Origin of the sequence: Paenisporosarcina macmurdoensis, assembly GCF_042658845.1 — a bacterium.
In the GTDB taxonomy this organism is placed as follows: domain Bacteria; phylum Bacillota; class Bacilli; order Bacillales_A; family Planococcaceae; genus Paenisporosarcina; species Paenisporosarcina macmurdoensis.
Map to the genome: position 1 here is coordinate 781,037 of NZ_JBHSRI010000002.1, position 22,341 is coordinate 803,377.

The 22,341-nt window shown below is 36.1% G+C and carries 22 protein-coding genes; 14 read left to right on the top strand and 8 right to left on the bottom strand.

Features of this window, described 5'->3' with window-relative positions; all coding sequences use genetic code 11:
• Positions 1-29: 29 nt before the first annotated feature.
• Positions 30-710, bottom strand: a complete 681-nt coding sequence (locus ACFPYN_RS03810; protein WP_377732596.1) for a hypothetical protein — start codon at positions 708-710, stop codon at positions 30-32.
• Positions 711-739: 29 nt separating this feature from the next.
• Positions 740-943, bottom strand: coding sequence for a hypothetical protein (locus tag ACFPYN_RS03815; RefSeq protein WP_377732597.1), 204 nt, complete (start codon positions 941-943; stop codon positions 740-742).
• A gap of 492 nt (positions 944-1,435) precedes the next feature.
• Here ACFPYN_RS03815 and ACFPYN_RS03820 point away from each other — a divergent pair, with 492 nt between their 5' ends.
• The 7 genes from ACFPYN_RS03820 to ACFPYN_RS03850 all read left to right on the top strand — a co-directional run bounded on the left by ACFPYN_RS03820 (position 1,436) and on the right by ACFPYN_RS03850 (position 7,176).
• Positions 1,436-2,383 carry an ABC transporter substrate-binding protein gene (locus ACFPYN_RS03820; protein WP_377732598.1) on the top strand — a complete coding sequence of 316 codons (948 nt, stop codon included), beginning with the start codon at positions 1,436-1,438 and terminating at the stop codon, positions 2,381-2,383.
• Between the two features lie 612 nt (positions 2,384-2,995).
• Complete coding sequence (locus tag ACFPYN_RS03825; protein ID WP_377732599.1) at positions 2,996-4,279, top strand: MFS transporter; 1,284 nt, start codon at positions 2,996-2,998, stop codon at positions 4,277-4,279.
• A gap of 333 nt (positions 4,280-4,612) precedes the next feature.
• Positions 4,613-4,795, top strand: coding sequence for a hypothetical protein (locus ACFPYN_RS03830; RefSeq protein ID WP_377732600.1), 183 nt, complete (start codon positions 4,613-4,615; stop codon positions 4,793-4,795).
• Between the two features lie 123 nt (positions 4,796-4,918).
• Positions 4,919-5,449: a D-glycero-alpha-D-manno-heptose-1,7-bisphosphate 7-phosphatase gene (locus tag ACFPYN_RS03835; protein ID WP_377732601.1), complete on the top strand. Its 531-nt coding sequence runs from the start codon at positions 4,919-4,921 to the stop codon at positions 5,447-5,449.
• Between the two features lie 229 nt (positions 5,450-5,678).
• Complete coding sequence (locus ACFPYN_RS03840) at positions 5,679-6,107, top strand: GatB/YqeY domain-containing protein (protein WP_377732602.1); 429 nt, start codon at positions 5,679-5,681, stop codon at positions 6,105-6,107.
• Positions 6,108-6,466: 359 nt separating this feature from the next.
• Entirely contained in the window at positions 6,467-6,943 is a 477-nt protein-coding gene (locus ACFPYN_RS03845) for a DUF2975 domain-containing protein (protein WP_377732603.1), read from the top strand.
• An 11-nt stretch (positions 6,944-6,954) separates the two neighbouring features.
• Positions 6,955-7,176 (top strand): helix-turn-helix domain-containing protein, encoded by a 222-nt coding sequence (locus ACFPYN_RS03850; RefSeq protein ID WP_377732604.1) that lies wholly within the window; start codon positions 6,955-6,957, stop codon positions 7,174-7,176.
• A gap of 1,077 nt (positions 7,177-8,253) precedes the next feature.
• Here ACFPYN_RS03850 and ACFPYN_RS03855 read toward each other — a convergent pair.
• The 4 genes from ACFPYN_RS03855 to ACFPYN_RS03870 form a co-directional block, all read right to left on the bottom strand.
• Entirely contained in the window at positions 8,254-9,123 is an 870-nt protein-coding gene (locus tag ACFPYN_RS03855; protein ID WP_377732605.1) for a glycine betaine ABC transporter substrate-binding protein, read from the bottom strand.
• A gap of 31 nt (positions 9,124-9,154) precedes the next feature.
• A complete protein-coding gene (locus ACFPYN_RS03860; protein ID WP_377732606.1) occupies positions 9,155-9,985 on the bottom strand; it encodes an ABC transporter permease in 831 nt (276 codons plus the stop codon).
• Positions 9,982-11,175: a quaternary amine ABC transporter ATP-binding protein gene (locus ACFPYN_RS03865; protein WP_377732608.1), complete on the bottom strand. Its 1,194-nt coding sequence runs from the start codon at positions 11,173-11,175 to the stop codon at positions 9,982-9,984. The genes ACFPYN_RS03860 and ACFPYN_RS03865 overlap by 4 nt, the downstream gene beginning before the upstream one ends.
• 406 nt (positions 11,176-11,581) lie before the next feature.
• The gene (locus ACFPYN_RS03870) at positions 11,582-12,118 is read right to left on the bottom strand and encodes a TetR/AcrR family transcriptional regulator (RefSeq protein ID WP_377732609.1); all 537 of its coding nucleotides are present in this window, start codon (positions 12,116-12,118) and stop codon (positions 11,582-11,584) included.
• A gap of 335 nt (positions 12,119-12,453) precedes the next feature.
• Between ACFPYN_RS03870 and ACFPYN_RS03875 the strand changes: the two genes are divergently transcribed.
• The 3 genes from ACFPYN_RS03875 (at position 12,454) to ACFPYN_RS03885 (ending at position 13,769) form a co-directional block, all read left to right on the top strand.
• Positions 12,454-12,906 (top strand): DUF305 domain-containing protein, encoded by a 453-nt coding sequence (locus tag ACFPYN_RS03875; RefSeq protein WP_377732610.1) that lies wholly within the window; start codon positions 12,454-12,456, stop codon positions 12,904-12,906.
• A 266-nt stretch (positions 12,907-13,172) separates the two neighbouring features.
• Positions 13,173-13,439 (top strand): hypothetical protein, encoded by a 267-nt coding sequence (locus tag ACFPYN_RS03880; protein WP_377732611.1) that lies wholly within the window; start codon positions 13,173-13,175, stop codon positions 13,437-13,439.
• Positions 13,440-13,451: 12 nt separating this feature from the next.
• The gene (locus tag ACFPYN_RS03885) at positions 13,452-13,769 is read left to right on the top strand and encodes a YetF domain-containing protein (protein ID WP_377732641.1); all 318 of its coding nucleotides are present in this window, start codon (positions 13,452-13,454) and stop codon (positions 13,767-13,769) included.
• On the opposite strand, the gene ACFPYN_RS03890 is transcribed toward ACFPYN_RS03885, so the two are convergent.
• The gene (locus ACFPYN_RS03890; RefSeq protein WP_377732612.1) at positions 13,753-14,040 is read right to left on the bottom strand and encodes a cation transporter dimerization domain-containing protein; all 288 of its coding nucleotides are present in this window, start codon (positions 14,038-14,040) and stop codon (positions 13,753-13,755) included. The two genes, ACFPYN_RS03885 and ACFPYN_RS03890, sit on opposite strands and share 17 nt — an antisense overlap.
• Before the next feature lie 425 nt (positions 14,041-14,465).
• Between ACFPYN_RS03890 and ACFPYN_RS03895 the strand changes: the two genes are divergently transcribed.
• The 3 genes from ACFPYN_RS03895 to ACFPYN_RS03905 are packed head-to-tail and all read left to right on the top strand — an operon-like array spanning position 14,466 to position 18,279.
• Positions 14,466-16,031, top strand: a complete 1,566-nt coding sequence (locus ACFPYN_RS03895) for a spore germination protein (protein ID WP_377732613.1) — start codon at positions 14,466-14,468, stop codon at positions 16,029-16,031.
• Between the two features lie 11 nt (positions 16,032-16,042).
• Positions 16,043-17,155, top strand: a complete 1,113-nt coding sequence (locus tag ACFPYN_RS03900) for a GerAB/ArcD/ProY family transporter (RefSeq protein WP_377732615.1) — start codon at positions 16,043-16,045, stop codon at positions 17,153-17,155.
• Positions 17,152-18,279, top strand: coding sequence for a Ger(x)C family spore germination protein (locus ACFPYN_RS03905; protein WP_377732616.1), 1,128 nt, complete (start codon positions 17,152-17,154; stop codon positions 18,277-18,279). Before ACFPYN_RS03900 ends, ACFPYN_RS03905 begins: the two co-directional genes overlap by 4 nt.
• Positions 18,280-19,304: 1,025 nt before the next feature.
• Here the strand turns inward: ACFPYN_RS03905 and ACFPYN_RS03910 are convergent.
• Positions 19,305-20,345: a zinc-binding dehydrogenase gene (locus ACFPYN_RS03910; RefSeq protein ID WP_377732617.1), complete on the bottom strand. Its 1,041-nt coding sequence runs from the start codon at positions 20,343-20,345 to the stop codon at positions 19,305-19,307.
• Between the two features lie 1,082 nt (positions 20,346-21,427).
• On the opposite strand from ACFPYN_RS03910, the gene ACFPYN_RS03915 reads away from it, so the two are divergent.
• On the top strand, positions 21,428-21,724 hold the full coding sequence (locus ACFPYN_RS03915; RefSeq protein WP_377732618.1) for a hypothetical protein: 297 nt from the start codon (positions 21,428-21,430) through the stop codon (positions 21,722-21,724).
• The last annotated feature ends 617 nt before the right edge of the window (positions 21,725-22,341 follow it).

A 22,341-nucleotide genomic window follows, 5' to 3' on the forward strand; every position in this document is an offset into this window, starting at 1 on the left:
CAATGTATTATTAAAAATGTATTGGTTACTTATTTATATTTCAGCAATTCATCCCAACGTTTGCTTCTTTGGCTAGCTTTAGGGAAAGGCTCTAGAACTCTTTCCGAAGTGTCAATTATCATTTCTTCAATGTAAATTAGTTGTTGTTCCAGTTCTAGTTTTTCAGCTTCATCTTCGGATTGATCTGCTTTCAATTGTAATTTATTTTTTTCATCCTCCATCATGTACAATGTCTGCTTTTTGGATGATACGAATTTCTCTTGGAGATCTTGTGCATTATCCGCGAACACGATATTGTTCATTCCCACATAATAAGGTTTTTTTAAGCCCTTTTCTTCAACATGATAGGAAAGTCCATCAGCGTTGCCAGATTCCATAATTGGATCCAATGTATCAACAGCTGAAACGAGGTAAAAATTCTCGGTTTTCGTTCCTTCAACCACGAAATAGTAAACTAATAAAGTATCATCGACGTCATAAAACTCATCCTTCAACACAACTTTTCCTTCTAAAAAACTGGCAGGGAATTCCTGTTGGATGAAGTAATTCTTCAATGCCTTCGTCGCATCTGAAACACTAATCAAATTCGACTGTACACTTTCAGCTTGTATATCTTCTTTTAAAACTTGTTTAGAATTATTTTTAGGTTCTTCACAACTGACTAACAACAAAGACATAAAGCACAGAAGGAAAAATTCCTTTTTGAACATAAGAACACCCTTTCCTGAAAAATATTATCTTATGGATTGCCATTCAAGTTAAATACATACGCTCCATATTCAGCGTTTTGTTCTTCTATTTGGGGTGGAGAACTATCAAACCTGCAAGGGTTAAAGACAAAATCCTTCGTTGCAAGAAGATCACTATGAATTGGGTCAGAAGAAGTCCAAGAATTTTGACCATCTGAACTAACTTCCGAAAAGTCTTGTATTTTCTCAGTCAATTGATATCTAATCCTCCTTTAATGAGTAAAAGATTCTGTTATTACCTCTATCTAATTTACAGTAATTTCTAAATATGCGCCAACTAAATTTTATATGGCATAACTATTAATTGTAGGTCAAAAAATAAGAACAAAGCCCCCATGAAATCTTCAAATTTCATGGGGGCTTTGTTCATCGAAGTTCACACACAGAGTAGATTGTGAGCCTTTGCAAGACCAAGTTCAAAATTCATGTATTAAGGTGTTTGGTGAAACTACACGTCAACAACTAACCAATAAATTAGTCTTTTCGAGTCTACAATTTTAACTAAAGATAGCTCGTAAAAACAAATGAACGCTTCCCTTGTTGATATGAAAACAATGAGCTTTTTGGAAATATATAGATTGACAACACTTTCATATAAATATATAGTTTTGATTGTGATAATGATAATCATTATCAACGCTGTTTTTGTTTTCAACTATTAAAATACAAATCGAGGAGAAAAGAATATGAAGAAAATGGTATTGGTTTCATTCATCCTGCTCTTGATGATGGTGGTCAGCGCATGCGGTAGTGATACGTCAAATAATCAAAATGGTAATACTTCTCAAAATTCGGATGACTCAACTGAATCAAAAGACACATCGGGGACAGTCACTTATCAATCCGAGAACGGTCCCATTGAGGTTCCCTCAAATCCAAAAAGAATCGTTGCCTTGACGAATGCACCGAATGTACTCGCGCTTGAAGGTATACTGGTAGGGGTAGATCAATGGACCGATGCGAATCCTTTATTCACCGATAAACTAGAGGGAATCGAGGTCGTGTCGGAGGATGAATTGGAAAAAATCATCGAGTTGGAACCAGACTTAATCATAGCTGGATCTGAGATGAAAAATCTTGATAAGTTAAGCAAAATTGCGCCTACAGTTACCTATACTTGGGGCAAGCTGGATTATTTAGCACAGCAACTCGAGATTGGAAAGCTCCTGAACAAAGAAACACAAACGCAAGCGTGGATAGATGATTTCAAGAAACGCGCGGATGCTGCCGGTAAGGATATCAAAGAAAAATACGGCGAAAACGTTACCGTAAGCGTATTCGAAACTGATTCAAAAAGCTATGTGGTTTTCGGTAACAATTGGGCGAGAGGGACGGAAATCCTCTATCAAGCCATGGGGTTGAATATGCCTGAGAAAGTGAAACAGGATGCCATGGGACCGGGTTATTATATTCTGTCACAAGAAGTTATTCCTCAGTATGCAGGAGATTTTGTCGTTCTCAGCAGGACACCAGGTGATAACTCGTACACGGAGACTAAAACTTGGAATGAAATCCCGGCTGTGAAAAGCAAAAATATCATTGAAATCGATACTAAAGCTTCTACATATAGCGATCCAATAACCCTCGAATATTTGCTTGAAATCTTTGAGGAAGGTTTCCTTGAAAAGACATAAAACTTTTTATGGAAATTCACGTCCTTGGTAGAGAGTGGATTTGATTATACACGTCAATTACCTTGAAAATAGACACCGTTTTACTTCTAACGGGTTCCATTTCGTGGTGAATAGAACCCAAATTTTTATTCTGAAAATCATGTAGTAAACATATTAGTACTGCATTTGAACTGCACCCCAATGGTTACACACGACTAACAATTGGGATGCAGATTTTTGTGACTAAATTTAGTAACGATTCAAATTGTTCTTATTGATGTTTTATAGTATCAACAATGATGAAACATGTAATTGCTAAGTAGGTAGGGTAACAAAATCTGAGATGAATATGTGGATTTCAATCAATGAAAATCAGGGTGAAATTGTTGGAATTGAGAAAATGCTAAAACAAGATATGGTAAAATGAAATACACTTATAGAAATGAAAGTTATCTTTTTAATCGCATCTATGAGACTTAGAATCCCAAAATTGAAACGTAAATTAAATTTGGTCAAATGCTCACTCTGCCATAGTGTGAAGTAATTTGGGTTATTCGTTCTTTTTAGGAAAACGTTCTTTTTTGTCGTCTAAAATTGGGATGTAAATAATCTTTCAAAAATGAGCACTTTTCAATGCAGGAAATATACATAAGGGTCGTGAAGAAGTTGAATACGGGATATGAAAATTGGAAAAAGAATATTATTATCTTTTTAGGTAGCCAGACGATATCACTTTTTGGTTCCTCACTGGTTCAATATGCAATTATGTGGCATATAACACTTACTACACAATCTGGAATGATGATGACGCTGTTTATATTATGTGGATTCCTCCCTACGTTTATTTTATCGCCTTTTGGAGGAGTGTGGGCTGATCGATACAATCGAAAGGTACTCATTATCTTATCGGATGGACTGATTGCTGTTTCAACTCTTGTAATGGCAATTGTCTTCTTAATGGGATATGAGGCTATTTGGTTATTGTTTGTTATGTCAGCTGTTAGGGCAATAGGAGCTGGTATTCAAGGTCCAGCCGTAGGGGCTATTTTGCCGCAAATTGTTCCAGAAGATAAACTGACAAAGGTAAGTGGAACAAACGGCAGTATACAGGCTATTATTATGTTCGTGTCTCCTATGGCGAGTGCGGCTTTGCTGACTATGGCTTCATTAGAAATCATTTTCTTTATAGATGTGGTCACTGCAGCGATTGCAATTGTAACTTTGCTCGTATTCTTAAAAATACCGGTTCATGCAAAGGCATCCGAGGTACAGACGTCAAGCTACTTTGATGATTTCAAAGCAGGTTTAACCTATATTAATAATCATGCTTTTTTGAAAAAGTTCTTTTTGTTTTTCGCGTTGTTTTTTGTTTTGATGGCACCGGCTGCATTCTTAACTCCATTACAAGTGGTTCGTAGCTTTGGTGATGGAGTATGGCGATTAACCGCAATTGAAATAGCCTTTTCAATTGGAATGATGGTAGGGGGAGGTATTATTGCTTCGTGGGGAGGCTTTTCAAACAAAGTCCATACGATGACACTTGCCACTATTATCATGGGGATTTGTACGATTGGATTAGGGCTTATCCCATTATTTTGGGCTTATTTACTCTTCATGGCGTTATTCGGAGTGTCAGTGCCAGTCTTCAATACTCCGTCGACGGTCTTAATCCAAGAGCGAGTCGAAGGTGATTACTTAGGTAGAACATTTGGTGTATTTGGGATGATTGCTACATCGATGATGCCGATCGGAATGCTCATTTTCGGGCCCATGGCAGATGTCGTAAAAGTGGAGTGGATACTATTGGGTACGGGAGTACTTATGCTCCTACTTGGCCTGTTATTAGGAAGAAACAAAGTGTTATTAAAAGCAGGTGAGCCTGCAGTTGTTACAGAGGCATCTGATTTAACTTTATAATATATAAAAACGTCTTGAACCGGTTAAATCGCCGTTTCAAGGCATTTTTTTGTTAGGTTTTATTTAACTTGTTTATGATTTCAACCGAATGTAACACTTTAGAATTTCGTGAGCTTAAATTTTTTTTGAAAGTATGTATAAAAGGTAAATGAGATGTTAATAATATAAGGAAATAACCATTTTCTTTAGTATTGAATTAATAGTTATATTAATAGATTTGTCCTTAAACTTATCAAATAGTAAACACCACAATATATAAAATAAAATATGTAATAGGGTTATTTCTAGAGTTGAGATATGAAATAGAAAGGAAGAAGGGAGGAAATAACTCTAATGAAAACGTTTATAAACAAATTTGCGCAATCGATTGGCATAGGTATTATTTTACTATTATTTAATCCTGAGCTACTAGTGCTAGGATCTAGTATTAGAGAGAATGCATACGAGACGATTGTAGTGAGCCTATTAGTCATAATAATCATTTTGATTGTAAGAAAACCCAAATCACGAGCATAATGAATGAAAAAAATAATTAAAATCATAAATCTACATTAAATAGTTCAGATATCTTTCACTAAGGAAACAACAATTATTATCCAGAGTTCGTTTCACAATTTGCTCAATAAAGGTGTGATAGTAATGAAGAAGGCTTTATTTTTGGATCGTGACGGAGTAATTAATGAAGTGTTAACGGATAGGGTTAAATTTGTAAATAAGCCACATGAGCTATACTTCTTACCAGGTGTTCCAGAAGCAATTAAAAAGTTGAATCCTTTCTTTGATTTCATTTTTGTCGTAACCAATCAAGGTGGTGTTGGATTGGGATTTATGAAGGAAACTGAGCTCAATAAAATACATGATCATATGATTTCTGAATTAAAGAAGGAAGGGGCAATTATTCATGACGTGGCTTATTGTCCTCATAAACCAAAATCGGGCTGTGCTTGTCGCAAGCCAAACAGCAAATTAATTACAGATCTCAGTGAGAAGTATGATGTTGATTTATTGAAATCCTACATGGTAGGAGACACCGATACAGATATAATAGCAGGAAAGAAGGCAGGTACAAAGGGAGTATTCCTGGGTAAGAGTGATCCGCTTGCAGATGCTGTTTTCCCTGACTTAATAAGTGCTGTGGATTGGATTATAGAAGATACAACGAAGAAGTAGTGGTGCCTTTGGTATTCTGTTGTTATTGAAACATATATTTGTTTCTTCTTTTATTAACGAGTTAAACACTAGCTGCCTTTACAGGGTGGCTTTTACTTATGGGGCAAGGATTATTTAGGTAAGAAGAGTTTATCCCTAGGAATAGCGAAACAGACTATATTGGCTTAAAATTAAAATTAAAATTAAAATTAAAATTAAAACTAAAAATAGAGAATAGGTCGTGATACAGATGTTAAAAGAAAAACTAAAATCTGAATTCAAGTCTGCTATGCGCAATAAAGAGGTCTTGAAAAAAGGGATTTTGACCATGATCATCTCCAACATCACTACCTCTGAAAAGGACAAAGGAACAGAATTGACAGAGATAGAAGTGTTGGCTATCGTTCAAAGGGAACTCAAGCAAACAAAACAAGCGTTGGAGGAAGCTGAAAAAGCTGAACGCCAGGATAATATTGACTACGGAAAAGAAAAAATCGCCATCATCGAAAGCTACTTGCCACAAATGATGACTGTTGACGAAATTCGTGCGTTGCTCGTTGAAAATGGTATCGGTCCTGGTACGAACATGGGGGAAGCCATGAAGGTCATCAAACCACTTGTAGCTGGTAAAGCAGACAATGCGTTGGTTTCCAAAACAGTCAAAGAAGTTATCGCTTAATTAACAACAAAATGGAAAAATGAAGTGTGATCAAGGACGGGGAGAGGGAGACTCTTGAAAACTCGGGTTAATGAGTGAAGAAAGTACTTCCAATAAAAAAAGGAGAGATATCGTTCGACGATATCTCTCCTTTTTCCTTTGATTTTGACATCTTCATTAAGATGATAATTCGCTTGAGATTTACTGCGAATATGGCTATGGCTCCTTTTATTTGTAGACGAAATAGTCTTAAATATGATGATGCATCATATAATGAAAAAATATAACAACAATAAAACAATGTTTTACAATAATCTTTTATTGTAAAACGATAAACTTGATGGTAAAGTCAGATTAACAAGAAAAGTGAGGTGCTTTTTATGAAACGAGGTTCTACAATCTTTTTAAAATTAGCTGTTTTTCTAATTGGAAGTCCAGTTCTTGCTTGGGGTATATTTGGATTATATTGGTTACCTAATAATCCAGTAAATCCAGATTATGCCCATATCCTATATCCTATTGTAATAGGCATGTATGTATCGGTCATCCCGTTTTTCATTGCATTGTATCAGGCGTTTAAACTTTTAAGCTATATTGACAAGAACCAAGCATTCTCGGAATTGTCTGTTAGAGCTTTAAAGAATATCAAATTCTGCGCAATCACAATTAGTAGTTTGTATGTGGTCATCTTACCATTTGTTTTTCTCGCAGCAGATCTTGACGATGCACCAGGTCTCGTTATTGTCGGAATGGTTCCTGTTTTTGCTTCCTTAGTAATTGCAGTCTTTGCTGCTGTTCTTCAAAAACTTTTACAAGAAGCCATCGATATAAAATCAGAAAATGACTTAATCGTCTGAGGTGAAAACAAATGGCAATTATAATCAATATTGATGTGATGTTGGCTAAAAGGAAAATGAGTGTGACAGAGCTTTCGGAGAGAGTTGGAATAACGATGGCTAATCTCTCTATATTGAAAAACGGCAAGGCAAAAGCGATTCGATTATCAACTTTAGAGGCAATCTGCAAGGCTTTAGAATGTCAGCCTGGAGATGTTTTAGAATACAAAAGTGACGAAGACACTCTGGATTAATAGATTTATCGTTCAGTTCTGCGAATTAATATTTCTGAAACAAAAACCCCTAATGAGAAAGCATTAGGGGTTACAAATGATATACGTGTTAAAAGCTTAAAAAGAAAAACAGCTAGTTAGTGCCTGGTTATACGCTTACCTAGGAAGAGGAAGGATCATCCTAATTCTAATTTCTACTTTATTGTTTTTCTCTTATCCATTTCTTTTTTCACCAATGGGAGAACCTTTTCTTTGACTGCCTTTTGTATTTTTGGATCACTTATTAATTTCTTGAGTTTATTGATCACTTTTATCCCTCCGATTATTGAAATTTGAATCAAACTAATATGGAGTTTTTTAAAAACCTGATATGTCTTTCATGGCTATTGTATATTAAATGCTGGATTAAGTCTTGTTTGTTGACTAGTAACTCGCCTGGCATATCAAGATATGACCGTGTTTTTATTATTGTTGTTTTCCCTTAGTGTAACGTCTTTGGGAACAATAAATAGAGAACAGCAGAGAACTCTTTTTTTTCATCTGTTACGGAATACTTTACTTAGAAGGATTGTAGAGAACGTTATTCAAGGAAAACACCCGTTATTTTAAGTGCAAATTCTAACAAATCTATTTAACGCTATTTGGTAAAAACTCTAAAACCTAAATAAAGAGTAGACGTTTCCCCAGTATTCTTTAGATAGAACATATCCAATTTCATTCACCTATCGTCGCGATGAAACCAATATTTTGAAAACAAATAACACATTGATTAAATATTTGAATGAGTACGCCCATACGCGATTCCTGAATAGACAGCTTTAAATTTAAAAGTAGAAAAGCTTTATTGGAATCCTCAAAGATGATTCCGTGCATTGCTAGTTAAAATGGAATCGGTTCTAGTACGAAAATGGGTGAAACCAAGATAGTCATTAAACCACTTGTAGCTGGTAAAGCAGAAAATGCAATGGTTTCAAAAACACTCAAAGAAGGGGAGAGGGAGGGCACTGAAAAACTTTAGTTAATGAGAGACGTAAGTGCCAACAGGGTAATTAAAAGCCCATGTCTACCTGTGAGGTAGACATGGGCTTGCTTTTGAAGTTATTTGCCAATCATTTCATTCACTTTATCTTGATTGTTGTCGATCCATTCTTGTGCTACTTCTTCAGGTTCTTGTCCTTCTTCGATTTTGACGATCATTTCTTCAACTTCGTCCAAAGAAATATTCCAGTTGCTCAAAAACTCATAAGCTTCTGGTGCATTGTCTTTCAACTCGGAATTCGTAATGACTTCAACCGAAGATGTTTCAAAGAATCCTTTTTCATTCGTCAATACTTTCAAATCGAATTTATTAAACATCGTATGAGGTCTCCAGCCATAAAAAACAACTGGTTTTTCCTGTTCCATTAAGCGTTGTGCTTGTGCCAGCATGCCGCCTTCTGAGGAGCTAACTTGCTTAAAGTCGAATTCATAAGCTTCGATGATTTCATCACTTTCGATTGTCGCTCCAGCACCTGCTTCAATTCCGTAGAATTCGTTATCAAACTCACCTTCACGACCTTTTAAGTCTTCAAGTGAATTGACATCTTCCATGTAAGTTGGAACTGTCCAGCCTGTATCTGCTTCAGGATAGCTAACGGCTGTGCTTTCGATTTTTCCTTCAAACTTATCTAGATATGTTTGGTGCATCGGAACCCATGCATCCATGAATACATCCAAGTCCCCACGTGATAATCCCATGTATACGCTACCTGCATCAGCTGCAGTTTCTTTCACTTCATAGCCCATGTCTTGCAAAATCAAGCTAGCAATTTTTGTTGGTGGAACCGTACTTGTCCATGGTGTTACACCAAAAGTAATCGTCTTCTGTTCAGTACCTGATGACGCTTTGTCATCTTCTTTGTCTGATGAACAGGCAGCAACTACTGTCATCATCAAAACGAATAGTGACATTAATAAAATTTTCTTCATTTTGTTATTTCCCCATTTCCATTTTTTCTATTTATCTTTTACGTGATAACCCTTGTGTAATACGATCCATTACAATCGCTAATACGACAATGCCAAGTCCTCCTGTTAGTCCTAGGCCGACATTGACGGTTGATATACCTTCCAAAACGACTGAACCGAGTCCAGGAGCTCCTATCATAGAAGCAATAACTGCCATCGATAGCGCAAGCATCATCGTTTGATTAATCCCTGCCATGATAGAAGGCATAGCTAAGGGCAACTGAACCTTATACAAAAGCTGCCACTTCGTTGAACCAAATGCTGTAGAGGCTTCAACAACATCTGTTGGCACTTGGATAATCCCGAGAGTGGTCATGCGCACGGCAGGCGGTGTTGCGAAAACAAACGTGGCAATAACAGCCGGTACATTCCCCAAACCAAACAATAAAATCGCCGGGATTAAATAAACAAAACTAGGCAATGTCTGCATGAAATCCAGGATTGGACGGACAAAACTTGCAGTCAGTTTATTTGTAGCGGCAAGGATGCCTAGCGGAACCCCTATAATAATAGAAATAAGTGTAGAGACAATGACAATTGATACAGTCTGAATGGCTTCGACCCATAAATCTACCGAACCCAAGTACAAACTGCCAAGCAGCGCAAAGATGGCCACGCCTTTACCGGCAATTTTCCATGACACTAATACAAGAATTAAGACAAGAAGTTCGGGAGGGAGGGCAATGAGTAAATCTGTCACACCATCGATAAATGTCCGAAGACCCTCACTGATCGAATCGAAGAAATCACCCGTAACAGGCAAAAGCCAATCATCTACAAAGCTGTTCGTCCAAGTTTCTAGTGGCATATCAAAGTAATTCATATAGTCGGCACCTCATCTCTACCAAGGCCTAATCCTGTGAGGATTGAAACGCGGGTTACGATACCCAACAATTTATCATGTTCAATCACTGCTAATGGATATTTTGCTTCTACTGCCACACCAAATAAGTCTTTTAAAGGTGTATCAGGCGCAATTTTATGGATATCTCGAATCAGTAATTCTTCTATAGATAGAGCATTTTTGTATGCTTTAATTGCATCGTCTATCGTAAGAAGTCCTCTGAATATGTTGTCTTTATCCACAACGAAAATACTTGAAATGCCTGCGTCTTCCATCTTGCGAACAGCAGCTAAGGCTCCATTTTTTTCTATCATGATCACAGTCGGCTTTTTCATGACGTTCGAGGCAACGAGCACTTTTGAACGGTCAACGTCTTTGACAAAATTGGAGACATAGTCGTTTGCAGGATTTTCAAGAATTTCATCGGCTGTCCCAACCTGTACAATTTGACCATTTTTCATGATGGCAATTCGATCGCCCAATTTGAGTGCTTCGTCCAAATCATGTGTAATAAACAAAATGGTTTTACCCAGTTTATTTTGCAGATTAAGCAGTTCGTCCTGCATCTCTTTTCGAATCAGAGGATCGAGTGCACTAAATGCTTCGTCCATCAGCAAGATGTCCGAATCATTTGCAAGCGCTCGTGCAAGTCCAACCCTTTGTTGCATTCCACCACTGAGCTCATCTGGATAACTATTTTCATAGCCTTTCAGCCCGACGTCCTCAATTGATTTTTGTGCACGTCTGTTGCGTTCTTCTTTTTTTATACCTTGGATTTCCAACCCATAAGCCACGTTTGCCAGTACGGTGCGATGCTGAAATAAACCGAACTGCTGGAAAACCATTCCGAGCTTTTTCCGTCTCACGTCAATTAGTTCTGCTCTGTTCATTTTGGTGATATCCATGCCATCGATTAGCACTTCTCCATGGGTTGGTTCAATCAAGCGATTCACTAAGCGAATCAAGGTTGATTTTCCACTCCCCGAAAGGCCCATAATGACAAAAAATTCGCCAGCTTTAACGGCAAAAGACACTTGATTGACACCAACTGTCATACCAGTCTGAGACAGTATTTCTTCCTTCTGTTCGCCGTTTTGCAAGCGTTTCATTCCTTGCTGAGGGTGTGAACCGAAGATTTTCGTTAAAACATTTACTTCAATCTTATTCATCTACATTGACCCCTCCTAATCGTACATCTGTATGCATGCCGATTTATTGCCAGCTCTTTTCAAAATGCCAGCTATATATATGTAATTGACAGCTTTCGACCTGCATGTTTGCCGCTCAAATTTCCCGCAGCCGCAAAAGTGATATAATCAAAAAACATTTCATAATTTGAGTCCAATGACTCATTCAATTCAGAAGTATTTTAATTATAATATTGTGCTGATTTATTATTCACTTTCATTACTGTACCACCTGGACGGTTTTATTTCAACAGTATTTCCTAAGTCCATAACAAGAATTCGAGGAATAATTCTATTAAAATCCTTGACGGGACTGGTAGTTTAAACCCATACAAAAAGCCACGCCTTCGCATGTGAAGGTGTGGCTTTCGTCCTGGTTTTAAATAGACTATTCATTTGCCCATAATAGTAGTTTTTGATAAATAATTTTTTTCTTTTCTTCCTCAATATGATGAATGTCAAATAGTTCAGACAGCCAAATTCCATCTGTAGCCAAACGAATGATGGTCGCTTTTATTGGATCAATGCCGTCATTTTCAATTTCTATTTGCCACTTTGAAAAAAGATCTCGAATTGGAGCCAGCAATTCCGTATTAACTGCTTTGGCAGCCAATAAACCAGCATGCATATCCGCGTTTTCATAAGCACTATTGAATGTGACATTCACATATGACTTTGTCCATTTGCCTTTCTCCTCAAGAGACTCCCCGACATGAATGGCCACTTTTTCTTCATAATTCGAAGCTAGATGCTCAACCATTCCTCTGACAAGTGCCTCTTTTGAAGGGAAATGATAAAGAAGACCGCCTTTGCTTATTCCGGCTTTTGCCGCTGTTGCCTCAAGCGTCAAATTAAATATGCCTTGTTCTTTAACAATTTTTGAAGCTGCCAGGAGAATCTCAACTTTTCTGGTAGGTCTGCCCATAGAAATCCCCTTTGCTCTGAACTGAATTTGACTATTACTATACATCTTGCATGGTTTTATTACAATCTAGTCATGTTTGTTGTTATTGAAATCTCATAAAAGGTTATAACTTATTAATTCTAGTCCATAGTCACATTATTTGCTGATTTGAACCAACCCCTTAACAGAACCATCGGCCTCTAGAAGGATAGAACCCGAAGAGCATCATCTAACTTATCTGAATGCAATTACGGGATATTTAAAGTCAATACTCAATAAAGACGAAGATTAAGGTTTACATTATAGATTTTGGGTAAAAGTACATATATATTATTCAAAAATAGGGAGGTTTTCCAATGAACAATTATACAAGATTTGGAATAATGATTTTAACGTCGACCGTTATTATGTTTGGGCTTATGTATTTAAACACGTATCAAGTGGATCATCTATTCTTTAGTGAAACGCGTCTATATATGGCGATTATGATGGGTGCTGCAATGGCGATTATTATGTTAGGATTCATGTTAAGAATGTACACAAACCGAAAAGTAAATATGGCTATATTCGCAGGTAGTGCTTTAGTATTTATTATTGCTATTTCACTGGTGCGAAACCAATCAACTGTAGATGATACTTCATGGATGAAAGCAATGATTCCTCATCATTCTATAGCCATCCTAACTAGTGAACGTGCAAATATTTCCGACCCACGTGTTCGTGATTTAGCGGATAGTATAATCGAGGCTCAGCGAAAAGAAATAAAAGAGATGAAGGCGCTTATTAACGACCTAGAGGAGAAAGAATAATCCATTTCTTTTGAATAATTATGATTGTAAGAAATTAAAAAGCAGGCAAGAATCTGACAAGATTCTTGCCTGCTTTTATTCTATTTATTTCATTTTTAAACGAAAAACCAGAAAGTGAGTCTGGTCCCAAGTCTATTTTTATTCATATCTATAATTAGCTAGGATGTTAAATCGTTCAATAGCTGTTCCTATTTTAATGTATACAATTGGAAAGAATACAAATGATAACAAATGTAGAGTATGGTTAAAAAGGAGAAAAAATAGCTATGGATTTTAATTTAATTTGGCAAACAGTTCTAATTTTTGTGATAGGAATTATTCTTTTAAAAATTGGTGGAAGAAAATCTATCTCTCAAACGACTATTCCACAAGTCGTTATTATGATAGCAATAGGTACATTACTTATCCAACCCGTAACAGGGAGGGGGCTTTGGGCAACTTTTGGGGTAGCATTATTATTAGTACTAAGCCTAACCCTAACGGAATACATCCAATTAAAATTTGATGTAACCGAGTCTCTTATTTCAGGTTAGGCTGTACCAGTCATTGAAAACGGGACCATAAATGACGCGAACTTAAAGAAACTACGGCTAACTGTAGATAAATTAGAGGCGCGTCTAAGACAATCGGGTATTGCTGCAATAAATGATGTTCAATTTGCAACAATAGAAACAAGTGGGCAAATAGGCTATACGTTAAAAAAAGAAAAACAACCTGCAACAAAGGAAGATATTCAAAACCTCATTCAATTAATTCAAAAAGGTTACCTAACTGATCTAACTAACAAAACATCACCCGAAGAAAACATCTTCACTGAAACCGTCAATAAAAATTCTTCTAATACACCTAATCACCTACAATGAAAACAAAGGGAGCAACCATTTTCTTTACTTTAAATTCAGTGTGTTCAAGATAGGCCTTTTCGATTTGAATGGTAGTGTGTTCAATCTTATGCTTTTCTAATATTATATTTATTACCTTTTGTAAGACTTCTTGTTCCTCTTTGTCATCCTCAACCAATAAGTGGCAGCTTAATGAATCAAATCCAGAAGTTATCGTCCATACATGTAAATCATGTACATTCGTTACACCATCAATATTTTCTGGCATATCTATTATTTGAGTTCTATTCATCGTCGGAGGAGTGACTTCCTTATTAACTCTTGGGAATTAAGTGTGTTTTTCTTATTTGAGATTACCCTTCCCAAATATAAGAAAACCTTTAAGCGCAGTTGATTAAACTTGGAAAGAGAAGCACTTTAAATGAATCGCCCTCCATGGCTAAAGTTCCAGTAATGGAGGGCGATTTTTTCTATGGATAGGTTTTGTGAATTTTTTTCATATAAAGTTGTCATTAAACGATTTTAAGTGTAGGTAACAAGATTCTGGGGTTATTTGTATACTGTTCACCTTTAAGTGAGACATCGAGGTTTAACGAATACAAAGAGAAGAAGACGAAAGGTTAGGGCAAAAGAAAAGATTATTCTAAATCTCTCAATATACGTATAGATTATCAATTACACGTCCATTCTAAGAGTATTGAATAGGGGGTGTTTTAAATGTTTAACAAGAGATTAAAACTACCATTCGCTAAAAAAAAGACCATAAAACCAGCGGAAATACAGAAAGAACAAATAGATGTTACAGAGGCTAAAACAGATAAAGAAAGCCATATCCCATCCTCTGGACACTTATTGATACAGAAAGTGAAAGATGCATTGCACAATCCTGCTGACTTAATTGTAAAAATTATTCCTCCTAATCTCACACTAATTTATATAGATGACCTAGTAGATAATCGTCCCTTAAATGATCAAATATTAAGAGGTTTGTTTAATAGTACACATGAATCGCCAGAAAAAATTAAAGAGCTTCTGGCAATACCTAAGGTCGACTTATCTAGTCATCTGGATAAGTCGATTTTGGCCTTGTTAAATGGGACGGTCCTCATACATGTTGAAGGATATTCTAAAGTAGTTCTGGGTAACATCGCTACGAGAAAATCACGATCGTTGTCAGCACCTGAAAATGAATCACAAGTAATCGGTTCACAAGTTGGGTTTAATGAAAGCCTTTCTACAAATGTGTCTCTCGTCCGTAGGTACATTGTAAATCCTGATCTTTGTAAAGAAAACCATGTAATAGGGAATAAAACCAATACAACGATTGCGTTGCTATACATGAAAGGTATTGCCTCAGAGCAGATGGTCAATACGCTTCGTCAGAGGATCACCGATCTTCACATTGATTCTTTGATAGATAGTTCAGTTCTCGTGCAATTAATCGATGACAACTCTTTATCACCATTTCCCCAAATGTTATTGACTGAAAGACCTGACAGGTTTTGCGACGGGTTATTGAATGGGAAATTGGGGATTATTGTAGATGGGAGTACCATGGCAATAATCTGCCCCCAAACGTTCATTGAGTTCTTCCAAAGTAGAGAAGATGAAAACCTTAGGTGGCCAATTGCTTCATTTCTTCGGTTATTAAGGATCGGTGCAGTCTTTTTATCCGTTTATTTAACACCGTTATACGTTGCAGCATTAACTTTTCATTATGAAGTGATACCGCAATCGCTCTTAATTCCGTTAAGTGAATCGAGGGCATTAGTTCCATTTCCGCCGATTATTGAAGCCTTAATATTGGAACTCATTATTGAGCTACTTAGAGAAGCTGGGGCTAGGTTGCCGACAAAAATTGGACAAACCATCGGTATCGTTGGGGGTATTGTAATTGGAACGGCAGCCGTTCAAGCTGGCATTACAAGTAACATTTTAATTATTATAGTCGCTTTAAGTGCACTTGCATCATTCACATCCCCAAGTTATTTGATGGGCAATGTCATCCGGGTAATTCGATTTCCAATAATTATATTGGCAGGGTTTTGGGGTTTCTATGGAATTATGCTGGCGTTTTGTTTTGTACTAATCCATCTACTCCGTCAATCAAGCTTAGGTGCACCTTATACGGCTCCCTTCTACCCTCCTAGACTGATTGATTGGAGGGATAGCATAATCAGACTGCCACTGCCATTGACCAATATGAGACCCAAGTTAACAAGGGCGCAAGATGAAAAAAAATACAATCCTGAACCTGTAAATCCTCAAAAAAAGGTGAACTGAAGGTGATATGAATGAAAAGTTCTTTGCAAATTAGTCAAAAAGATATGATAAACGCATTTTTACTCTTCTTTATCATTCATACCACCCAAGTGGGTGTTGGGATACACGGATTTCAACGTATTGTCTTTCAAGATGCAAAACATGATGCATGGATTTCGGTCCTTGTGGCGGGCCTCTTTACACACATCATCGCAATATTCATGCTTAAGACACTAGAGATGTACAGTTCAAATGATTTATATGGGATACATCTTGATATATTTGGTCAGTGGATCGGTAATTTTTTAAACGGTCTTTATATTTTATACTGCACAGCAGCCTTTTTAGTTATTTTAAAAAACTACAGTGAAGTAGTTCAAACATGGGTCTTCCCGAATTTGCAAACTGGATTTATTTCAGCCACTATACTTTTACTTGTGATTTACACATTCACTGGTGGTTTAAGGGTTATCGTTGGCATCTCTTTTTTTAGTTTTGTCCTTTCGATATGGCTATTTCCGATGTTGGTGTTTCCTCTCGAGTTTTCTCAGGCAAAAAGTCTATTTCCAGTTTTAGAGAGCAACCTCATCGATATTGTTAAAGGTGCGCAGTCCATGACGTTTACAATCGTGGGGTTTGAAATATTGAACGTAATTTATCCGTTTATAAAGGAAAAGAAAAAAGTGAAAAAACATCTTCATTTGGGCTTGTTAGTAACGACCTTGATGTATCTATCAATTATGTTAGTGTCACTCACTTTCTTCAGTGAAGGGCAACTAAATAAAACAATATGGGCAACCTTGTCTTTATTTGGCGTTATCAAATTGCCGTTTATCGAACGATTTGAGTTAATCGCAGTTTGCTATTGGTTGCTAATTATTTTGCCAAATCTTTGTTTGTACTTGTGGGCTGCTTATCGTGGGACAATACGCATGGTAAAAGTTGATGGAACTAAATTTTCCTGGATTTTCGCCAGTATCATTTTCGTTGCTAGTTTATTTGTACAAAACCGAATTCAAATAAGTACATTAAATGATTATTTTTCTCAAGTGGCTTTTTATCTTGTTTTTACTTATCCAATTTTCTTGTATGTGTTTGCTCTGTTGAAAAAAAAATTCTCATCTAAAAAGGAGAAATTACAATGAGAAAGATAAAATTCCAAATACTAATACCCCTTCTTTTGATTAGTTTGGTTGGATGTGCAGAGCAAAAACTTCTTGAAAGAGTAGGACTCGCCATACTTTTAGGGTACGATTTGGGAAACGAAGGTGATTTATCCACTACAGCCGTAATCCGTCAAGTAAATCCAGATTTTGAAAGTAATATTGAAATTATTTCTGCAGAAAATCAAACTAGCAAAGGGACGCGCACAAAAATCAATCGAAAATCATCAAAAAAGATAGTAGCTGGTCAGTTACGGGTAGCCTTGTATGGTAATGAGTTAGCTAAGAAGAAAGGAATTAGTACCTCAATGCAAGCGTTATCGAGAGACTCCAATATAAGTGGTAGCGTTTATATGGCTGTGGTTGAAGGTGAAGCGAAAACCTTACTTAATTATAAGTTTGAAAATATCAGCGATATTGGACAACATATTTTTAAGCTCTTACAACAAAATATTGAAGATGAACAAATCGTTTCAAGTACACTTCATGAAGTGTCCCATGATTATTATTCCATAGGAGAAGATATTGCAATGCCGATAATATCGAGAGAGGAAGAGTTAATTATCATTTCGGGTGTGGCACTTTTTAAAAAGGGGAGAATGGTTGGAGAACTTCCGGCAGAAGATAGTTTTTATATAAAACTGAGCAGAGATCGTTATGACTCCGGAACATTTGAAGTATTGATTAAATATGAGGATTTAGAAGAAGGATTTATGGAAAATCCTCCAGAGGAAATTTCTTTAGTACTTGATACAATTAAATCAAAAAGTGATTTAAAATTAATCAATCAATCAACTCCAGAATTTGATCTAAACATTACAATGGAAGCAAGATTATTAGAATTAGATGAAGAAATTGACCTAGGAGAGCCTAAAAATGTTGCCATACTGGATAAAGCAATCAGTAAAAGTTTGTCTAGGGAAATTTCGAGAGTGATTACTTATTGTCAGGAAGTTAATTCGGATGTATTTGGGCTCGGTAGCCAGTACAGGAGCTCCGTAAGAAATTCGGACCTAACAGAGGGGAAATGGCATGAAATGTACCAAAAAGCCAAAGTAAATGTTAAAGTTGACCTCCAAATAACAAGAAGTGGAACCGCTGATTAACATGAAGAGTCACTCATTATATCGGTCTAGTTGCCAGAATTCATCCTGTCACTGTCAAAATAGCACAAAATGCATGCTAAAAGATAAAGATAAATGATATCTGCGAGTTGGGTAACTAGGTGAAATTTCACATCGAATCAAGAAGTTAATTCAAAATATGGATTAGTAACAGCCAGGAATAGCTTCAGGAGTTTAATAAATACCTTATATGTAAAGTTTGGTGAGGGCCAAACCTTTCATTAACAATAAGTATAGGGACACGATTAAAATATAGACTCTAAGAAAGTCGCCGAAAAGGCAGCAGTTCGGCAAAATTTAGAAAGTATATTTCAAGACATAAAGATCAATTTATTTAACTTTACTGATCAATAGAAAATTTACTAATTCCTGCATAAGGGATAGTGTTATTAATGTTTTATCCAATAATTACTCGCTCTTTTGGATAATAATAATGTGCTTGTTTATTTCTCTGAGATAATAAGAATATAAATGATCAGATTCCTATCCTTCCAATAAACATAAGTGTTCTACATTGAAAACTATTTATCATAGGTAAGGGAGCAACCATTTTCTTTACTTTAAATTCAGTGTGTTCAAGATAGGACTTTTCGATTTGAATGGTGTGTGTTTAATCTTATACTTTTCTAAAATTAAATTTATTACCTTTTGTAAGACTTCTTGCTCCTCTTTGTCATCCTCAACCAATAAGTGGCAGCTTAATGAATCCAATCCAGAAGTTATCGTACATACATGTAAATCATGTAATGTACATTCGTTACACCATCAATATTTTTTAGCATTTCTATTATGTTCTATTTATCGTAGGAGGGGAGCCTTCCATTATGAATACTTTTTGCCAGTAAGCCCCATTCACTTTTTAAAACTAAAATAGACACAAGGATAGATATAATGGGGGCAGCGATATACCAATCAAAAACAAACATCAAGTATCCAGCTAGTATATCTTCAAATTCACCAAAAATTAAACCATCTTCAAATAAGAGATGGTTTAATATAGAATTTACTTATTCTCCTGGCAACAAGACAATCTTTCCTAACTTCCCTGTGTTTTTAAAATAAGTTTGAGCTTCTCTTGCTTTTTCCAAAGGAAAAGTCCGATCGATAACCGGTTTAATTTTACCTTCAGAAATAGCGTTAAGCATTAGTTTAAATTCTCCTCTGGTACCCAAAACAGACCCATAAAGAGTGATATGTTTTAAATACAACGTTCTAAAATCAAGCTCTGCGTTCTGACCACCTGCAGATCCCGATGTACAGAATTTCCCGCCCTTTTTCAGTACTTGAAGGGAGGTTGAGAACAAAGCATCTCCTACAACATCTAATACTGAGTCAATCGGACCGCCATTCACTTCTATTATTTCTTTAGCAAGATTATTTGACCTATAAGACAATACGTGTGTTGCTCCCAGTTCCTTCATTTTGTCTTCCAAATCTAAGTCACCAACAATCGCGATGACTTTAGCTCCGAATACTTTAGAGGCAATTTGTACACTTAAAGATCCAACACCACCGTTTGCCCCAGTCACCATAATAGTCTCCCCAGGTTGAGCTTGAATTTGTTCTACCATGTGCCATGCAGTCAAACCACTGACAGAAAAAACCCCACTTTCTGTATAGTTGGAAAGAGGCATTTCAAAACAAAGGTCAGCAGTCCACACCACGTATTCCGCATATCCACCATCATATTCTGAACCAATGAAGGACATATCTTCTGAAATATGTTCGGATCCCTCATCTCCACTTGATGTGAATGGGAAAAGGACAACATCTTTTCCAATCATCGATTCATCTACAAGTTTCCCTACCTTTACAACTCTCCCTGATATATCAGAACCGGGTGTTCTGGGAAATTGTACTCCTTCTGGACGCCATCCGGACTTCGAACCAGTGCCGTAAGCTCCTTCTCTCATCCAAATTTCCGTATTATTAATAGCACAAGCCTTTACTTTAATGAGAACTTCATTGTCTTTAGGTTCTGGTATAGCTAATTCAACTATTTCTAACTTATCTACATCTCCGTATCCAGTCACTTGAACAGCTTTCATAGAGATACCACCTTTCTATTGTTTGAGTGAGTATAAATTTTTACAACGACAACTTTAGTACATGCACATAATTACTCTAGAAAACATTAGTTATTCACTCGTTATTATGATCATAAAGAGATGACAGGATTGTTAATGCTTCAATATATAAAATGCGTCATGATAAAACTCGTTTTGATTCAATCATAACACTTCTAAATAATGTCTTAACATTTAGTTAACATCCTCTTCATATTCATCTACTACACTAAAGGTGCAAGCTTAAACTCAAGGAGGTCCTATATGAGTTAAACACGTATTAAAAAATCCTGTCTATCGCATCCTTTCATTTTTAGCCACCAGTAGAGTCAATGGAACCATCGCCATATTTCCATTTCATAAACGACAACGGATATCTCTAAATGCTAAATCAAGGAAGAATAAAATATGCGCTAAAAGGAGAGTTATTCACGTGGAAATTCAACGGAGACCTTGGAAAAAATATTCTTTAATTCGATTTATGGACTTCTTAAGTAAGTCTACTCAAAGCGCGAGAGTTTCTCAAATTAATTCATTACACACCTCCACCCAAGAGGTAGGTTCTATGAATAACTTGGACAATATTCGACTAGTAGGTCTTGGAAACATCCAACTGATGAAAAAAATAGGTATCACCATTTCTGTGATAACACTCTATTTGATAACGCTTTAAAAAACCCCGTTGTTCTTACGAATTTAGACCTATATGACTGATATCTTGACAGTGGTTAAAGTTTGCAGGCCAAAGAGAATGTTGGTTGGAATTACTGCTCTTGTGTTAACTATCTTGATATTCTTTGCAACCAAGATAAATGTCAGTTTGCTTCAACCCTACAATAAATGCTATGTCAATTCAAAACATTCGTGTCATCAATATATACGTAATAGATTATTTACAAATCTATTACACATAAGGAGTATTTTATTAACAATACAGCTATAGAATATGTGTTAGTGTGGATAGCTTGTGTGGCTATCATGGTATTCGGCGATGGAGGAGCCAATGCCTATTTTTTTGCTCAATTCTTCCGTTACTTTCAAAATTAAATTTAAGGGGATTTATAATGATTAAGTTATCTGAAAATAATGATAAATCGATACCAATGACCCTAAATATTAATGAAATTGACAGGCGATATAACATCAAACAAAAAATATTTGAAGCATCAAATTTTTCAGTATACATAATTACACTTAAACAAGAAAATACATTCTATGAACTCTTATTAATTAAAGATTTCAATTTAGAAGGACCATCAGCACAAATTTGGCACAAAAAGTTTTGTAAGAACTCTACTATTATTGAGATTGTAAATGAAGTTGCTGAAGCTATTCAATCTGGATTCATTAAAAACCAATAAATAGTTTTTTTAAAAAAATACAGACATTTGAATAATAAAAGAACAGCAAAAGTAATGGCAAGATCCGGACGGAACTGTGTATGTGGTCGGAATTTCTTACAAGCCAAAGTGAGCAAAGATCAAAATCAGCTTGACCACAGTTACATCTGATGGTGAAACCATTGTTCAATTTACAGTTGTAAATGAAGATTATCATGAAGAGTAAGAAATAAAAAAGGTGCTAGATATCATCCGAATCATGGATGGTACAGCACCTTTTTGTTTTTAGATTTACTTGGTAGGTTCTATTAATAGGAAACCATTTTTCCGTTTCAAAAGGTAATGACATGGATGGAGCTGGTTGAAAGCTTGATAATATGCACCCATAAAATTGGTGCGCTATTTGACGTGATGGGAGAGAATGCTTGCCCAAGAGCTTAATTTTTCTAGAGCCAAAATCCTTTATCATCTTCGTGAACTGGAGAAACACAAGATTATTCAGCTCGGAAGAATGGATAGGATACAATTAGTTGGACAACGAAATTAAGGGCAAGTAGAATAATACACAACCAGTGAGGAGAATCTACTATGTCCAAAAAAAGAAGAACATTTTCAACCGAGTTTAAAAAACAAGTGGT

Coding starts and splice junctions, on each gene's coding strand:
- ACFPYN_RS03810 (WP_377732596.1), bottom strand. CDS start 710: ATGTTCAAAAAGGAATTTTTCCTTCTGTGCTTTATGTCTTTGTTGTTA.
- ACFPYN_RS03820 (WP_377732598.1), top strand. CDS start 1,436: ATGAAGAAAATGGTATTGGTTTCATTCATCCTGCTCTTGATGATGGTG.
- ACFPYN_RS03825 (WP_377732599.1), top strand. CDS start 2,996: ATGCAGGAAATATACATAAGGGTCGTGAAGAAGTTGAATACGGGATAT.
- ACFPYN_RS03830 (WP_377732600.1), top strand. CDS start 4,613: ATGAAAACGTTTATAAACAAATTTGCGCAATCGATTGGCATAGGTATT.
- ACFPYN_RS03835 (WP_377732601.1), top strand. CDS start 4,919: ATGAAGAAGGCTTTATTTTTGGATCGTGACGGAGTAATTAATGAAGTG.
- ACFPYN_RS03840 (WP_377732602.1), top strand. CDS start 5,679: ATGTTAAAAGAAAAACTAAAATCTGAATTCAAGTCTGCTATGCGCAAT.
- ACFPYN_RS03845 (WP_377732603.1), top strand. CDS start 6,467: ATGAAACGAGGTTCTACAATCTTTTTAAAATTAGCTGTTTTTCTAATT.
- ACFPYN_RS03850 (WP_377732604.1), top strand. CDS start 6,955: ATGGCAATTATAATCAATATTGATGTGATGTTGGCTAAAAGGAAAATG.
- ACFPYN_RS03855 (WP_377732605.1), bottom strand. CDS start 9,123: ATGAAGAAAATTTTATTAATGTCACTATTCGTTTTGATGATGACAGTA.
- ACFPYN_RS03860 (WP_377732606.1), bottom strand. CDS start 9,985: ATGAATTACTTTGATATGCCACTAGAAACTTGGACGAACAGCTTTGTA.
- ACFPYN_RS03865 (WP_377732608.1), bottom strand. CDS start 11,175: ATGAATAAGATTGAAGTAAATGTTTTAACGAAAATCTTCGGTTCACAC.
- ACFPYN_RS03870 (WP_377732609.1), bottom strand. CDS start 12,118: ATGGGCAGACCTACCAGAAAAGTTGAGATTCTCCTGGCAGCTTCAAAA.
- ACFPYN_RS03875 (WP_377732610.1), top strand. CDS start 12,454: ATGAACAATTATACAAGATTTGGAATAATGATTTTAACGTCGACCGTT.
- ACFPYN_RS03880 (WP_377732611.1), top strand. CDS start 13,173: ATGGATTTTAATTTAATTTGGCAAACAGTTCTAATTTTTGTGATAGGA.
- ACFPYN_RS03890 (WP_377732612.1), bottom strand. CDS start 14,040: ATGAATAGAACTCAAATAATAGATATGCCAGAAAATATTGATGGTGTA.
- ACFPYN_RS03895 (WP_377732613.1), top strand. CDS start 14,466: ATGTTTAACAAGAGATTAAAACTACCATTCGCTAAAAAAAAGACCATA.
- ACFPYN_RS03900 (WP_377732615.1), top strand. CDS start 16,043: ATGAAAAGTTCTTTGCAAATTAGTCAAAAAGATATGATAAACGCATTT.
- ACFPYN_RS03905 (WP_377732616.1), top strand. CDS start 17,152: ATGAGAAAGATAAAATTCCAAATACTAATACCCCTTCTTTTGATTAGT.
- ACFPYN_RS03910 (WP_377732617.1), bottom strand. CDS start 20,345: ATGAAAGCTGTTCAAGTGACTGGATACGGAGATGTAGATAAGTTAGAA.
- ACFPYN_RS03915 (WP_377732618.1), top strand. CDS start 21,428: ATGATTAAGTTATCTGAAAATAATGATAAATCGATACCAATGACCCTA.